A 16,441-nucleotide genomic window follows, 5' to 3' on the forward strand; every position below is an offset into this window, starting at 1 on the left:
AAGGTTAACAAAGGTTGGAGTTCAGCGGAACTCCTTTTTTTATGCCCTTATTTTCCCTCCCCCAAAACGCTTTTGCGTTCGTATTAAAACGCAAGGACATTTCAACTAAAACGTAAGTACGTCTTACCTCAAACGCTTTGGCGTTTGAAACTAAAGACAAAAGCGTTTTCAAAAAGTCGATTTTACATTGAAAATTAGCCCGTCTTTTATACTTTTCTCTCTACTCCTTCTCTCATTGCAAAAGAAAAGAGTATATTTGTCACTTTAGAAGATTCATATCCTGCAAAAATAGGAGTGACAAGACCCAGTGAAAACCATTAAACAAAATCACGGCCATGAACATAGAACCTCACAATCTTATAGACCCGCTGCGCGAAAAGTTCCCGCACTTAATTCGCCACGAAAAATTGTACCGAATGATTCATCGCCAGCTAATGAAAAAATGGTTTCAATATTTTGTATTGTTCTTTATCATCAGTTCCATCTGCTCCATCATATATAGTTCCTTTGAGGAATCGGCTCCTTACCGTAACAGTCTGTATGCATTCAACTACCTGGCTTCCTTTATATTCACCATTGAGTATGGACTACGAATTGCGGCAGCTCCCGTACAATATGCCAGCTGTAACCATGCCTGGAAGGCACGTCTGCGCTACTTGTTCTCTTTTTATGGAATCATCGACTTCGTGGCAATTATCCCGTTCATGGTGATTTATGTGTACAAGGAAACCCCGCACGTACATCTTGTGGTACTGGCCTACGTACTGATTATCTTCAAGCTGATACGCTATTCACGTTCCTTCCAGATGATTGGCACCGTACTCCGGACCGTCAGAGAAGAGCTTGTTACGGCCTATACTGCCTGTGGCATCATGTTAGGCTTTTCAGGCATTCTGATGTACTACATCGAACGCTACGCACAACCGGAAGCCTTTGAAAATATCGGCGACGGATTCTGGTGGGCAATCGTGGCCTTCACCACCGTGGGTTACGGTGACATTTACCCGATTACTCCGTTAGGACGGTTGTTGAGCAGTATCATCAGCCTGATTGGTATCGCCATGATTGCCATTCCTACAGGTATCATCAGCTCGGCCTTCATGAGCATGCTGATAGAAAAAAAGCAAAAAGAAAAAAACAATTCATCAATGTAATTTATGGAACAAGAAATCCAACTTAACGCACACAACAAGCAGGAGTATCCTCCTATGCATACCTGCGAACACATTATCAACCGCACCATGGTCAATCTTTTCGGATGCGGACGGGCTGTATCTGCCCATATCGAACGGAAGAAAAGCAAACTCGATTTTGCGCTTTCACAAGCACCTTCGGAAGACGATATTGCACGCATTGAAACGACTGTCAACGAAGTAATCGCACGTCACTTGCCTGTCACCACGGAATTCATCACACAGGAAGAAGCTACCGGACGCTTTGACATGAAACGACTGCCTGAAGGAGCTTCCGAGACGGTTCGTGTGGTACACGTAGGCGATTACGACGAGTGTCTGTGCATCGGGCTGCATGTAGAGAATACGTCAGAAATCGGCACCTTCAAGATTATCAGTCACGACTTTAAGGACGGTATCTTCCGGATGCGTTTCAAACTGGTTTAATACACGCACACCATGGGAAAGAAAAAGAGAAGTTCATCCACCGGCTCCCTGAAAGGCTTCATACTCCTGCTGCTGATTCTGGGTGGCGGTGTTTATTTCTATCAGAACCAGCAGAACCTGCCGGAAGCTAAGGAACTGACAAAGGAACTTTCGCACACACTGGAGAAGGCACAGAAGGAAGTAACACAACGCCTGCCGGAAAAGTCGCAGGACGAGACGGAAGCACAACCCTCGGCCAGCCGAATCAGCAGCAAACTGGAAATTCCCGTCATGCTGACCAAACGGGAAGAAATCAAGTTGCAGCGGACAGGGTACACCGTTTCATACAATAATTTCTACAAAACGCCCAACTGGGTGGCCTGGGAACTGACACGGCAGGAGACCAAAGGAAGTGAAGAGCGAAAGAACCGCTTCGTACCCGACCCGGATTTGCCCGAACCCCGTGTGGAGCATGACGATTATACGCGCTCTGGATACGACCGGGGACACATGGCTCCGGCAGCCGACATGAAATGGAGCAAGAAAGCCATGGAGGAATCGTTCTACATGAGCAACATCTGCCCGCAGAATCAGAAGCTGAACCGGGACGACTGGGGAGATTTGGAGGAATTATGCCGCAGCTGGGCCCGGAAATATGGCACAGTGTACATTGCCTGCGGACCTATCTATGATAAAAAGCAACCCAAGCGCATCGGAGAGCATCGGGTAGCCGTGCCCGACCGTTTCTTCAAGGTGGTGCTGATTTATAACCGGAAAAGTCCCATCGCCATGGGCTTTCTGTTCGACAACAAGGCACATCATCAGGCACTGGAAAAATATATGGTACCGGTTGATTCCGTGGAAAAGGTAACGGGAATGGATTTCTTCTCTAAGCTCCCCGACGAGGTGGAGAACCGAATAGAGGCCGATATTCCGGCACTGCCTTCAGGAAGGTGAAAGCAGGCCGGAACTTCGGTTCACTCCTGTTCTTCGTTTTTGTATTCTTCAATACAAAAACGATTTATCGTGCAATGCAAAGAATCAAAATTCGTGCGGTAGGCTATGACCTTTATTGCCATTCCGTCATTGGCTTCCAGCAGATATTCATGAGTACCGCTTGCATTCATCCGATACCACATACCGCTCTGTCCGTAAAGTATCCGCAAAGTATTTCCCGACGTATACTCCCAGCTGATACGATAAAGCCCCGTCTCTCCTTTGTGAAAGGAGAAGGTACACGAGTTTTCATCGTACTCCAGATAATCCAATGAGGTGATTTCGTCTTTATAAAAGTTCAAGACAGCGGCCTCACCAAGGGTATCATATTCGAGCCGGATGTAATTCTCCGGCTCACATTTATATTTGAACGTCTCTCCCAAGTGAATCTTAGGAAGCGGAGTATACGCACCCACCTCTTCTTTATTGCATGCCAGCATACATGCGAGTCCTCCCACGCATGCAGCAATTATCATCATCTTCTTCATATCAACCTATATGTTAATTGTTTCCCCCTCCCAATGCATGATAAAGGGTAATGACACTTTTTATCTCCGCATTCCGGTCGGCCACGAGCGACAGTCGCGCTGCCAGTAATGACTGACGAGCAGTCAGCACTTCCAGGTAGTTCGTTGTACCGTGTTCCATCAGCAGTTCCGTGTCACGCAACGCATCTTTCAGATGAGCCACCTGCTCGCGGTCAAGCACCGTTTTCTGACGGGCCGTCTGCCACTGGCTCAGGGCATTGTTCACCTCCGCACCGGCATCCAGCAAGGTCTGCTGAAACTGCAGCAAAGCTTCTTCCTGCTGTGCCTTGCTGATTTTCAGATTTGCCATAAGCTGTCCCCGCTGAAAAAGAGGTTGCACCAGAGAGCCTACCGCCTGACTGAAGCAGCCAGGCGCCCGGATTGGTCACAAGGGCTCCCCCACTATTTGTCCATCCGGCCGATCCGCTCAATGTCACGCTCGGATAAAAACTGGAGCGTGCCTGATTGGTGGCATAAAAAGCCTGTTTAAGGATACAAAATGAAAGAATATGCGTTTACAAAGGACTGGTTCCGACGCTGCAAGCAGACGGAACGGAGCGAGATATGGTGTACAATGAACAAATGGGTATCTTCACCGTACGGGGAGAAAATCAATTCCAGAAAGGAAGTATCGACACACAGCATACGGTGCCTTTGCTCGTATTAAAAGGAGAAATCAGCATCCAGACCAATGACAAGCGGACCGTCATTCCTGCTCCTTCCTACATCGAGTTTATCGAACCTTACCAATGGAGCGACCTGAAAACAGACCGTGATTTCGAAGGATGTCTGCTCATAACCCGAAGGGAGATTTTTTTGCAGGCAGCCGAATGCATCCGTTCCAAGGTCGCAGCCTATGTATACAGACACGTACTAGAGCCGTTTATCCCATTAGAAAAACAGGATCTTCTCCGGATACAATCACATGTGGACATGCTACGCCACACCCTTCAGCAAAAAGAGAATCATTTCCTGGTTGAAATGCTGGAAAACACGCTTCGTTCCCTCATCCTGGAAGTATGGAACATAATCTTCCGCATGTATAAACAAGAAAACGAGCTCGAGCATTCTTTCCGCTGGAAAGATACCCTCCCTCGTTTTCTATACCTGATGCATACCAATTGCCGTTATCACCACACCGTAAAATGGTATGCCGACCAACTCTACGTATCCCCTGATGCGTTATCGGCCAAGTTAAAGAAACTCTATGGCAAGACAGCCAACCAGCTCATCAGCGAAAGCCTGATAGAAGAAGCGAAAGTCTGTCTGCTCAATCCAGCCAACAGCGTGCAAGACGTGGCCGAAAAGCTCTGTTTCTCTGACCAGGCTTCTTTCAGCAAGTTTTTCAAACGTTACTGCGAAATGTCGCCCGGCCAGTTTAAGAAACAAGCCTAAACCTTATTTTTAAAGGTTCACTTCCGTTACCACCTGTCCGTCGAAGAGATTAATAACACGGTCGGCAAAACCGGCATCATGCTGCGAGTGGGTCACCATCACAATGGTGGTGCCTTCCTTATGCAGCTCGGTAAGTAATTCCATCACTTCCCGTCCGTTCTTGGAGTCCAGATTACCGGTAGGCTCATCGGCCAGAATCAGCTTCGGCCCTGATACTACGGCACGGGCAATAGCCACACGTTGCTGTTGTCCGCCCGACAGCTGCTGCGGGAAGTGCTTGGCACGATGTGTAATCCCCATCCGCTCCATGGCAGCCTCCACTTTCCGTTTACGTTCTGCCGAAGGTACGCCCAAATACAACAAGGGCAGTTCGATGTTCTCAAATACGTTCAGTTCATCAATCAAATTGAAGCTTTGGAACACGAAACCAATCACTCCCTTACGCAAGGAAGTACGTTGCGATTCAGTATAGCCCCCCACTTCTGTTCCGTTCAAGAAATACTTGCCTCCCGTGGGATTGTCCAGTAGTCCCAAGATATTCAGCAAGGTAGATTTTCCACAACCTGAAGGGCCCATGATAGCCACGAACTCTCCTTCCTTCACTTCGATATTTACATTATTCAATGCCCAAGTTTCCACTTCATCTGTGCGGAATACTTTCTGTAAATTTTCTGTCTTAATCATACTTCAAAATTTTATTTTAATGATATTACTCTTGTTTTATACATTCTACCGGATTTACCCGACTCAATATCCAACCTTGCAGGCAGACAATGACCGCTGAGATGCCCCACACCACCAGCAACGGCCATACAAAGATACCAATTGAAAGCGGGGCACGGTACGCAAACTGCTCCAGCCAATGCAGCATGAACCACCAGCCGACAGGCATGGCCACTACATACGCCACTACAGCATAGATACAGAACGGCTTGTTAAGCAGCCAGATAATCTGCCCCCGTGTTGCTCCATGCACCTTGCGGATACTGATTTCGCGTATCCGCTGACGGGTGGCATACCAGGCAATGCCAAACAATCCGAAACCTGTCAGCAACAGCCCAATCACAGCATAGAAAGTCAGGATATGCGACAAAGAAAGCACTTTCCCGTTACGTGCCATAAAATCCCGGTGCATATCTGCATAACCGAAAGGTTGGTTAGGATTCATTTCATTCCATACGGCTTCTATCTGCTGCAAGGTCTCTTCACGGTTTTCCGGACGAAGACGCAGTTGCAAATAGAATCCTTTCTGCAAGTCACTTGCCGACAACAGCGTGATGACAAGAGGTGTTACCGCTTCTTCCAGCGAATTGACGGAAAAGTCGCGCACCACCCCTGCAATTACAGCCAGACTGTCTTTTGTTTCCGTATCGAACTCGCGCAAGGCATGCCCCACGACCTCCGTACCCGCAGGCACTAACAAGCGGACAAAACTCTCGTTCACTAGTACAGGAGAAGCCTGACGCTCCAACAGACGAGAAGGAGATTCTCCACTCAACTGTTCAATGCGCAAGGTGCGCAACAACGTGGAGTCGCCTTCCAATGTCAGCAGATTGGTACGCACTTCCTTCCCACCGGGACGCTGCACGTTCAACTGACGTATCCAAGCATTAAGCACCGAAGCCTTGGAAAGTGTCATGGATTCAATCCCTTTCACCCGTTTTTCCAGTTCCGTCTTGAAGAGGGCCAACGGAGCACCAAAGGCATCCCCTATCTCAATGCAGCCCTCGTAACGCGAAGCCCGCTGGCGGGTCAGTTCCATCTGGTTGCGTGCTGTCAGCGTAGCCAGTAACAATCCGGTGGAAATCACGAACTGCACTGTTACCAGTACCGCCACAAAACGCTGTTTGCGCCGGCCACTGTAAAGGGTGCGGTACTCCGTGAACGACAAGCGTGACAGGCGACAGCTGATGTACCATGCCGGTATTACCGACATCAACAGAATGAATAACAGCAACCACGGCAACATCTGACTACTGAAGAAGAACGTCATGGTCAACCGCGAGCCTAACAGGTCATTAAACAGTGACAGACAGTCATTGACCAACAGAATGGACAAGCCGAATGCCAACACCACCGTCAGGAAAGCATCCCCGAAAAGTTGCAGACGGATATTGCGCAAGGTAGCCCCCATCAATTTCTCCACATGAATCATACGAAGCTGTTGCAGCAAGCGGCTCAAACTCATGTTGGTATAGTTGCAGCAAGCAATAATCAGTATCAGCACGGCTGCCAGCAGACTGATATAGAGAGTCTGCACGGGTGTCTGACTGACATAATCGAGTGTCTGCTGGGAAGCATCGTCGGGAGTAGTGAAACAAATGGCGTCCAGCGGATCCAAGTAATATTTCGTCTGACCGGGCATCAGTGTAGGTACCTTGTCCGCATTCATTTTATCAGCCAGGTGACCCGCATCCGTACCCGGAGTCAGCTTCAGCAGTGTAAGTCCACCCCAGAAGAAATCAGGGTCGTGTGCTATCAGCATGTCAAACTGCAGAAGCGATTGTTCACGCTCCTTAAGTACTGCTGCCACTTCATACGTACGGGCCTCTCCAAAACGGAAATGTGCCTCTACCTGCTTTCCTACCGCTTGTTTCCCTCCGAAAAGGCGACGAGCACAAGCCTCACTCAACGCCACCTTCCCCGGCTGACAGAGTACCTGACTCAAACTACCTTCTTCCGTACGATAATCAAAAAAGCTCGTCAGGGTCGTATCGGCCGACAACATCTTAAAATCACCTTCCACCTTCTGCTCGTTCACCTTGCAGTAAAGCAAATCCAGTTTTCCTAACCGGAGAAAGTCCTCTACCTCGACATAGCTTTGCTTCAGCTGCGGAGGAACCTCTGCGCCGGCAAAGGCCACTCGTTTCCCCTCCGTCATCGGGTCATCCTGCCGCAGGAAAAACATACGGCCACGGTCCGGATTATGCCCTTCCAACCCATGCTCATGCACAAAGTACGTCACCAACAAGTTGGTACAGGCTAATCCCAATGCCAAACTGGCTACTGAAACAAGGAAAAACACCTTGTTCCGCCACCAGCTTCGCAAAATCATTTTCAGTGTGACATTCAGTATCATCCATTATCAATTTTAATACGTTATTATTCTGTCAGACGGATGCCTTCGATATAGTATCCCCCTTCCACGTGCTCGCCTTCCGAAAAGTCAAACCAACGGGTATCTTTGGGCAGCGGAGCAAAATAGAGCGTAAAATCCATTTCTCCGCTATCGGGCATAAACACTTGCTCGTCTATCGCGAAACCTTCACTGCGCAGGAGCGGATAGTTCACCCCCTTGTCCGACATCAAGAAAGTCGCTTTGTCCAACCGAATCCAATAATTTGGAATATACCGTGCATGCACGCGAAGTACCGTAGTCGAGTCGGTCAGCTCCACCTGACGGATGGTCAGCACCTCCATCTTTTCTGTTTTCTTCCGCGGATGATGCACCACTTTGTGACCGTCCTTCCATTCGATACGCATCGGCTGTTTGGGAGCCATCGAGCCTTTAATTTTCAGTTTCAGCCAACCTTTTGCATATCCACTCCAGCTGTCAACCACCTTTCCTTCCGGCGAAATCAACACAAAATGGGGAATTCCTCTGACACCATAACGGGCATACAGTCCGTTGTTCTCTTCCAAATCGTTCCAATTATTCCAGGTCATGACATGCGATTTAGAAGCCTCTTCCCATCCCTTCCGGTTCTCAATGCTCAGGCTGACCACCTCCAGGCTGTCCTTGTACATCTCACTGATTTCCTTCAGCTCCGGTTGCGACATGATACAAGGACCACATCCCCGGCTCCAGAAGTCCAGCAAGATGTATTTCCCGCGAAACTCAGCCAGGCGGTGAACCTTTCCTTCCAAGTCGTACATATCCGCATCGGCAGCTTCCTCGCCTACTTTCACTACAGTCGGCGGATTCAAGGCCAGGTACACGCTCTTCCCTTCAAAAGTCTCTTTCTGTGCGGCATCCAGACGGTCGTACAACTGCTGCACGTCTTCCTTATACGGATAGTCTTTACGGAACTTCACCGACATCCCCATCCGATACAATTCATCCATCCAGACGGCATTGACCGGCGACTGTTTCATAAGTGCGATAGTATGCTGCGTAATCTGATCGCTCAACTTATCCGTCAGTTGTTGCAGACTGTCTACCTTTGCACGAGCCTGTTCCTTGTTTCCTCCCTGTGCAGCCGACCTCATCAGCTCAAACTTCTGCATGGACAACCGCTGAAACTCTTCCCATTCCTTGCGGGAAGCCTGCATCAGCTGCTGCTGGAACTGTTGTTCCTTGACATCACTCTCTACTTTCCAAGAGTAAATATACGGATTTTCTCCCTGTACGAGCAAACGACTTCCGGGATTCACCCACAAGCTGAGCGACATGGGTGGAAAACTCGTCTTGTCATGTGCCATCAAATCATAGCGTTCCAGCCCGTTTCCGGCGGTAGTCAGCTCAAAACGGAATGTGCCGTTCCGCAACGTGTCGGTAGCCGCCATACTCCCTACATTCCCCTCTCGCTTCATCAAACTGAACACGGTTCCGTCGGAAATGTGCTTCAACTGTCCTTCCACTACAAATTTCTCTTGTGCCTGTGCTCCCAATGCACCTAAGAGCAGACAGGCTAATACTTGTTTTCTCATGGTTATTTATTCATTTTAGGTTATTATACTATTATATTACTCCCGCTTGATTTCTTCTGCCGGATTCACCCGGGATACCTGCCAAATACGGAAAGCTACCGTAAGGGCGACGAACAAGGAGACACTCAGGAAGAGGCAAAAATAGAAAGCCACCCCATGCTGGAAGAACACCGTATACAAGGTACTAAACTGCCTCAACAAAAATTCAACCAACGCAAATCCCAACACAGCCGTCACCGTCAGTAAAGTAACATAAAGTCGGGCAAACAGCCAGACTATCTGACGCATTCCGGCACCGTTAATCTTTCGGATAGCCATCTCCTTCCGCCGATATTCCGTGTCGATGGTCACGGCTGAATACACGCCCAACAACGAAATCACCAGCACCACTACCGAAAAGAACAATACAATTCCGCGGAGCTTGAACTCAAGCGCCTGTGACTCACGGATGTCGTCCATGAACGTGCTTACCTTCACTTCCACACTTTCCGGCAACGTCTTTTTCAGTATCTTCCGGACCTCCTGAGAGACGGTTTCCGCCTGTCCTTCCTTACATTTTATATAGCAATGCCCACAATAATCATCGAACCCGCTCAGGAGGAATATAAATCCTTCACTATCATAATACACACTGGACACAAATGTCTGGCACACTCCTTTAACCGTGTAGGCATCTCCGTCAAAATTATAAAGCGGTTTCCCCATGATGTCCGTTCCGAGACGATGAGATAATGCCTCGTCTATCACCAAATCGGACGATTCACGCGGCGTATGTCCCGACCGCATCGGAATGTGCATGAAACGAAAGAAACCGGAAGTTATACGCATCACATTTACATCCACATAACTGCCTTTATCATCTTTCTCCGTATACATACCCGTACCGGAAACACCTCCCAAATAATTGATGTCGGCCGGAAGTACCTCTTCGACTCCCGACAAGTTTTTAAACTGATGTATCAGATCCTGCTTCTGCACGGCGTTCATAAAGGAAAAATCCATCGGAATGCTCAAAATCTGCTCTTTCTCCTCCAAGCTCAATGTCCCGAACAAGGTACGTCCCGTTTTATCCGATTGCAGATAAAGTGCCGCTGCCAGTGAGATAAAAACCCAACAGATGAACAGCTGCACTCCCAACAACAGATTCCGCAGCCGTCTCTTTCCTCCCCGGTGCACACCGCCAGTCACCCCTGCATGCACCTGCATGCGACGTACCTTCCACACGACTATTCCACACACCCAAGCACATACTCCCAACAAGCCAGCCAAATACTCAAGGCTCTGTACCATCAGCAGAGAAGCGTCAAACTGCAAATACAATCCGGCCATTTCCAGTCTCAACCAGGGAGCCATCACCTCGATGCAAACACCGATCAACAGGCCGGCCAGCAAAACCAACAAAGCAGACTGTGTAAACAGTTGGACGAAAAGACTGTCTCCAGACGCTCCCGCCACTCGCCGGATACTGAATTCACGCATACGAGTAAGGAAAGACCCCGCGAGCAGATGAAAGAAATTAAGCAAGGCCACCAGTAAAATCAATACCCCGGCTACCATTGTAGTCCATACCATCGTACGAAGCAGTCCCCCATTCCAGTCCCTATCTCCCATCGGATGAGCTTCCACCGCAAAGCTTGTATCATGCATCCGATGCGTCTGTTTGCTGCGATAAAACCACTCATTGAGTTGCTCCAGAGTAAAACCTTTACGCAGCAACGCATACGTAAAGGATCTGATAATGGCATAACGGGCATCATTCTGGATGATTCCTTCCGAATCGTTGAGGGAAAACATATCCAGATGCTTCATAAAAGCAATACTGTTGTTCTCTGGAATATCCTCAATCACTGCCTGAATGGTATAAACCGTTCCACCGGTACGTGGAGTAGAATCCGGCGAAGTGTACAACCGGCGCATCAGTACCAGCTGTTTTCCTACCGCCTGTCGAATATCCCCATATACCCGGCGTGCCATACTTTCGCTCACGACCAATGAATTTGGCATCATCTTGCTCACTTCAGCCGAACCGCACAAAATCTTAGGAGTCAATACTTGGAAAAAGGAAGAATCCGTCTCTGCCACGGCGAAGGAATAAGGTAACTGCTTCCCGTCAGGCATCTCCACGTTGAAAGGCCGTTCTATCGGTGAATAATCCACCACACATAATGCCTCAATCCCATCCGGCTTTTGAAGACGCAGTTCCTCGGCCAACGTCGCAGGAGTATAATTCAACACCTTCCCTTCTTTCATGTCACGAATATTGAGTTCGGCAATCCGTTCATAGTTTGCAAAACAATGATTCATACTGAAAGCATAACGGACCACGTAGAGACAGATACTGAAACACAGCAAGGCCACCCCTACTCCGACCAACGCAATCAGATGCTGTGTCTTGTATTTCCACAAATTGCGGAAAGCCACTTTCAAATAATGTGCAATCATTATAAGTTCATTCTTTTATTATTCACTTTTCATTACTTCACTCGGGTTGATGCGGGAAGCTTTGTTCACCTGCCAGAGCAATGTAGCCACAGAAATCACCGCTACTATCAGGAAGGCTGTCAGGAACAGACCGACCGTCACCGGAGCCTTCACCACCAAATCAGCGGTATAATAGTAGATGGCCAGCCAAGCCAGCGGCACTGCCACCACGGCTGCCAGCAACAGCATCCCCACGTAACGGCGGAGCAACAGCACATATAGGTCTTTCAGCATGGCACCGTTCACTTTGCGGATGGCAATCTCACGGTAACGCTGGCGGATATCGAACAGGGAAATGCCGAACAGCCCCAAACAAGATACGACAATGGCGATAAAAGCAAACGCAGTGTAAAGCATTGCCATCCGACGGTCTGCCGCATACATCTGTTTCACCTGGTCGGAAAACAATGTATATTCAAATTCCTCTGTGCCATATATTTCACGTTCCACTTTTTTCAAGTAATCCATCACCGCAGCAAGACGTCCCGGACGGTATGACAACGTATACAGGTCACCGGAAGAGCCACGTCGCACCACAAATACCATCGGATGCACACCCGCACTGATATGTCCGTCATAATAATCATCGATAACCGCTACAATAGGATGCGCTTCCGGGTTTTGAGCCCTCACCTTGTCATCTTCATACATCAATGTAGCTCCTTGACAGGAATCATACCCCAACGCCTTCAGTGCCGCACGGTTCACCACATAATACTCCCTGTTCCAATCTTCTTCCTCTTCCATTGAGGGAAGCGTTCCCTCTACAAAACGCAGTTCATAAAGCCGGAAGAAAGAAGGATTGGCATACCACATATACAAAAAAGCCGTACGCCCGTTGTTTCCTATAAACTTCATTCCATAATCACTGGAGGTCAGCGCAGATTGATCCGCTACCCAATACTCTATATCGGGGCAAGCTTTCATCTTAGCACCAAGTTGTTTCACTCGCTGCACACGTGCCTGTATGTCTTCCGGATTCCGATAGGACGAATAATCCTTCGATTCGTGTGCCAGATGCGCCACTAAAATATTCTCCGTACGATACCCCGGTTCGGTATTCAACAAAGTATCAAGCTGACGATTAAAATAAAATGCCAGTACCACCAATATCAAGGTAAGTACATACTGCAACAGCAACAGTCCCATCCTCGCCCGTACCGACTGCCCGGCGGTACTCACCAGACGAATGCCGACAGAAGGCAAGATACGCGTGAAACGGAAATACGGATAAAGCGAGGCCATCAGCGGAAGGAATACCAGTAACGCCAAGGACAAATACCCATCGAAAGCTGTATAGGAGAAATCAAACCCGAAAAAGCGGGACACAGGTATCCGTGTCAGTTCAATGCATACCCACGCAAGCAACACCGCCAAAGCGGAAAGCAGAAAGTTCTCGGCAAAAATCTGTGCAAAGACAGCTCCTCTTCCTGCTCCAAACACCCGGCGTATACCGTATTCGTGCGTGCGTTTGAGCATAAAAATCATGTAAAGGTTGATGAAGTTCAGCAATCCGGTAACCAGCAGCAGCGCACAGATACCCATGAATATCTGCAACTGTCCCCAATTTCCCCATACATAAATAGATGCTTTATCCCTTATTTCCAAGTTGGAAAAGTAACATTCTTTCAACGGTACAAAACGAAAGGTGTACGCACGTGTATCCTCCGGATAGTGCGGATTCAGACGGCGTGGATGTTTCCCCACCTGGTTGAGCTTACTCATATCCGCTCCGAGCACAAAACGGTACAAATCCAGCGGCATCTTCTTCCACATATTGGAAGAAGTATTTGCCAGAAGCATATCGAAATTCAGCCAGGTTTTGTTGACAGGAAACCCTATCACGCCTTTCACCACATATTCTTGTCCGTTGGAATAAGTGATTGTCTTTCCGACAGGGTTGTCCGAACCAAAAACCTCCCGTGCATACGATTGGGTCAGTACTACTGAAGAAGGATCGGTCAGGTTCTTTTCTCCCTGTATCAGCGGATAAGAGAACAATTGAAAAAACGTGCTGTCCGTAGCAAGGGCATCGCAACGGTAACGGTGTCCCTCACTGACCAGAAAATCATTCTCCAACGGAACAAAACTACATTTTGTTTCTATCAGCTCCGGAGCAATCAGCACACTGTCATTCCGATAAGCTGCATAAGAGCCCCAATATGCACCTCCAGACACACTCACTTGCACGGCATACACTTTTTCCCGGTCTACACAATGGGTATCGACCGTCAATTCCCGATGGATGTATCGGAGCAAAATGATGCAGCAAGCCAGACTGAATGCCAACCCCAACAAATTAATCAGTGTGTACGTCCGTGCACGAAGCAGGAAACGTAAAGCATAGCGTAGTGTGTTCATATAAATTTCTTTATTTTTATTTCATTCTCTCTTTATCACTTCTGCCGGATTCTGCCGGGCAATCCGTAAGATACGGAAGATAACGGTCAGGGTCGTAACTGCAGCCACAGACATGAAGATACCTACCCAAAAAAAGAAGCCGTAATCAAAAAACACGGTATACATCCGCTTCCATTGTATCAGTACCAAGTAAAGCAAAGGAAAGGCTAATACCGCACTTCCAGTCAACAAGATAATATACAAACGGGCAAAAAGCAGAATAATCTGTGAAACACCTGCTCCATTCACTTTACGGATAGCCACCTCCTTCTGTCTTCGTTCTGTATCGAGTGTAATGCTGGAATATACTCCCAACAAAGTAAGGATGATGCTGACTATAGCAAAGAACAGGACAATGTCTTTCAGTTTATTTTCCAAAGGTTGATTCTCACGAATATCGTCCGTCAAAGTATTTACCCGTACAGAAACACTTTCCGGCAAGCTTTCCCGAAGTACCTGCTCCACCCATGTCCGAACAGCATCAACCTGTTCGCTCTCACATTTCAAGTAGCAATGTCCGATATAACCAGAATTTTCACTGCTGATAAAAACAAACCCGACACTCTGGGTATATGTATCGTTCTGGAAGGGCGGACAAATTCCACATACCGTATAGCCATGCTGCAAATTATAAAGAGACATACCCATCACATCTTTCTTCATTCGCTGCTGCCAGGTACGGTCGGCTACCATGTCTGTCGCCGTATTCAGACCGTGCCCCTGCTCCAGCGGTATGTTCATGAATGTAAAGAAATTTTTCGGTACAGCCATAATGCCTACCTCTATCCATGAATCTGGATTATCCTTTTCAGTCATCATGGAATTGCCGGAAATGCCCTGAAGATAGCCGATATCCGCCAGCAGAACATCCTTGATAGCGGCATGGCTCCTGAAACGGTCTATCAGTTGTTGCTTGTCTGCCTGAGCCAGAAACTGATAGTCTAATGGAATACTGAGAATGGAAGCCTTCTCCTGCCTGGATAATGTACTCAACAACGTACTGCTGGTCTTCTCTGCCTGTAGATATAGTCCTGTAGTCAATGTGACAAAAACCCAACAGATGAAAAACTGTACCCCCAACATCAGGTTGCGTCCCCGATGTCTTTGCTGGTAATGCTGCTCACCCCTCAAACCAGTCTGTATTGTCATACGCTGTATACGTATCGTAGAAACCCAGCAGATAACAACACACAGAACTATCAGCAAAAAGATATATTGCACCGCCTGTTCCAATAGCAAAGCCTTGTCGAAAGTCATGGAGAAAAATTGAAGCGAATAGTCCATCCGTCCTTCTGATAGTTCGATGCCGCACAGCATCAACAACGAGGCCGCCAACGTCACAAGCAATGATTGAGTCAGCAACAGGCAAAAGAGCTGCCAGTCTTTACATCCGTTCACCTTCATCAAACTGAATTCCCTAACCCGGTTGAAATAAGACCCAACCAAGAAGTGGAAGAAATTGAGCAATCCTACCAACAAGATAAGCAAGCCCATTGCAGCGGTTATTCCACTAATAACAGACAGTCCCCGACTAAACGAAGGAAACTGTCCGAGAAGAAAAGCTTTCACCTTATAAGTTGTTCCATACAATGTCCAGGTAGAATGCCGTTCGACCAAAACCGTTTCCAGTTTCCACAAATCGACTTCAGGCCTAAGCAAAGCATACGTGTTCCCTCCTGTCATCTCCCGGTTTTTGGAACTCTGAATCACTCCCTCACTATCATTCAAGACCAACATGTCGACCGATTCCATGAAATGAAGGGAATTATTCATCGGTGTATCCTCCATTACAGCCTGTATGGTATATGCAATACCTCCGTCACGAGGAGTTGACTCTGGTGAAGTGGGAAGTCTTCGGGTCATGGTACAGGTTTTACCGATAGCTTCATTTATATTTCCGAAGATACGGACTGCCGCCTCACGAGTCATTACCAATGCATTGGAAGTATGACTGGCCGTTTCCCAACTTCCGGCCAGAATACGGGGAGTGAACAGACGGGCATACAGGCTGTCTGTCTCCATCCGCCGAAGTTCGTAAGGCAATGACTTGCCGGGCTTCACTTCAATGTCGAAAGGGCACTCTCTTGGGTAGGACACAAACGACACAGCTTCAAACTGGTCAGTCCAGCTACGTAGATTGTGCGACAACGGAGCAGGAGTACCAGAAAAATAATGCCCGATTATGGGATCATACAAATGCAACTCTGCAATCCGTTCGTGATTAATAAAACAATGGTCTCTTGACTCTATGAAACGGCTGCAATAAAAACAGACAGTAAAACTGAACAGTCCCACCGCCAGCCCGATAATAGAGATAATACTCTGTGTGCGGTACTTCAGCAAATTCCGCCAGGCTATTTTCAGGTAATGTGCAATCATATCTTTTCACTCATT

Annotated in this window: 11 protein-coding genes and 1 pseudogene; 4 read left to right on the forward strand and 8 right to left on the reverse strand. The window is 47.9% G+C overall.

The window, feature by feature from the left end; all coding sequences use genetic code 11:
- The first annotated feature begins 335 nt into the window (after positions 1 to 335).
- The 3 genes from WKT20_RS01020 to WKT20_RS01030 are packed head-to-tail and all read left to right on the forward strand — an operon-like array spanning position 336 to position 2,555.
- Entirely contained in the window at positions 336 to 1,154 is an 819-nt protein-coding gene (locus tag WKT20_RS01020; RefSeq protein ID WP_118242557.1) for an ion transporter, read from the forward strand.
- Positions 1,155 to 1,157: 3 nt separating this feature from the next.
- The gene (locus WKT20_RS01025; protein WP_340416662.1) at positions 1,158 to 1,619 is read left to right on the forward strand and encodes a hypothetical protein; all 462 of its coding nucleotides are present in this window, start codon (positions 1,158 to 1,160) and stop codon (positions 1,617 to 1,619) included.
- A gap of 12 nt (positions 1,620 to 1,631) precedes the next feature.
- A complete protein-coding gene (locus WKT20_RS01030) occupies positions 1,632 to 2,555 on the forward strand; it encodes a DNA/RNA non-specific endonuclease (protein ID WP_340416663.1) in 924 nt (307 codons plus the stop codon).
- A 20-nt stretch (positions 2,556 to 2,575) separates the two neighbouring features.
- Here WKT20_RS01030 and WKT20_RS01035 read toward each other — a convergent pair whose 3' ends face one another.
- Positions 2,576 to 3,082, reverse strand: coding sequence for a hypothetical protein (locus tag WKT20_RS01035; protein WP_340416664.1), 507 nt, complete (start codon positions 3,080 to 3,082; stop codon positions 2,576 to 2,578).
- A 13-nt stretch (positions 3,083 to 3,095) separates the two neighbouring features.
- A pseudogene (locus tag WKT20_RS01040) lies at positions 3,096 to 3,612 on the reverse strand (TolC family protein); the annotation flags it as partial.
- A gap of 73 nt (positions 3,613 to 3,685) precedes the next feature.
- Here WKT20_RS01040 and WKT20_RS01045 point away from each other — a divergent pair.
- Positions 3,686 to 4,516, forward strand: a complete 831-nt coding sequence (locus WKT20_RS01045; RefSeq protein ID WP_340416665.1) for a helix-turn-helix domain-containing protein — start codon at positions 3,686 to 3,688, stop codon at positions 4,514 to 4,516.
- Positions 4,517 to 4,525: 9 nt separating this feature from the next.
- On the opposite strand, the gene WKT20_RS01050 is transcribed toward WKT20_RS01045, so the two are convergent.
- Genes WKT20_RS01050 through WKT20_RS01075 form a run of 6 tightly spaced genes read right to left on the reverse strand, consistent with a single transcriptional unit; the run spans position 4,526 to position 16,426 of the window.
- Entirely contained in the window at positions 4,526 to 5,200 is a 675-nt protein-coding gene (locus WKT20_RS01050) for an ABC transporter ATP-binding protein (protein ID WP_117701570.1), read from the reverse strand.
- A gap of 25 nt (positions 5,201 to 5,225) precedes the next feature.
- Positions 5,226 to 7,595: an ABC transporter permease gene (locus tag WKT20_RS01055; RefSeq protein ID WP_340416666.1), complete on the reverse strand. Its 2,370-nt coding sequence runs from the start codon at positions 7,593 to 7,595 to the stop codon at positions 5,226 to 5,228.
- A gap of 23 nt (positions 7,596 to 7,618) precedes the next feature.
- Positions 7,619 to 9,166: a TlpA family protein disulfide reductase gene (locus WKT20_RS01060; RefSeq protein WP_118164651.1), complete on the reverse strand. Its 1,548-nt coding sequence runs from the start codon at positions 9,164 to 9,166 to the stop codon at positions 7,619 to 7,621.
- Between the two features lie 36 nt (positions 9,167 to 9,202).
- Complete coding sequence (locus WKT20_RS01065) at positions 9,203 to 11,608, reverse strand: ABC transporter permease (protein WP_340416667.1); 2,406 nt, start codon at positions 11,606 to 11,608, stop codon at positions 9,203 to 9,205.
- Positions 11,609 to 11,626: 18 nt separating this feature from the next.
- Positions 11,627 to 14,008 (reverse strand): ABC transporter permease, encoded by a 2,382-nt coding sequence (locus tag WKT20_RS01070; protein ID WP_340416668.1) that lies wholly within the window; start codon positions 14,006 to 14,008, stop codon positions 11,627 to 11,629.
- A 21-nt stretch (positions 14,009 to 14,029) separates the two neighbouring features.
- Entirely contained in the window at positions 14,030 to 16,426 is a 2,397-nt protein-coding gene (locus tag WKT20_RS01075) for an ABC transporter permease (protein WP_340416669.1), read from the reverse strand.
- Positions 16,427 to 16,441: the final 15 nt, after the last annotated feature.

Origin of the sequence: Phocaeicola sp. ICN-14070, assembly GCF_037892625.1 — a bacterium.
Lineage (GTDB): Bacteria > Bacteroidota > Bacteroidia > Bacteroidales > Bacteroidaceae > Phocaeicola > Phocaeicola plebeius.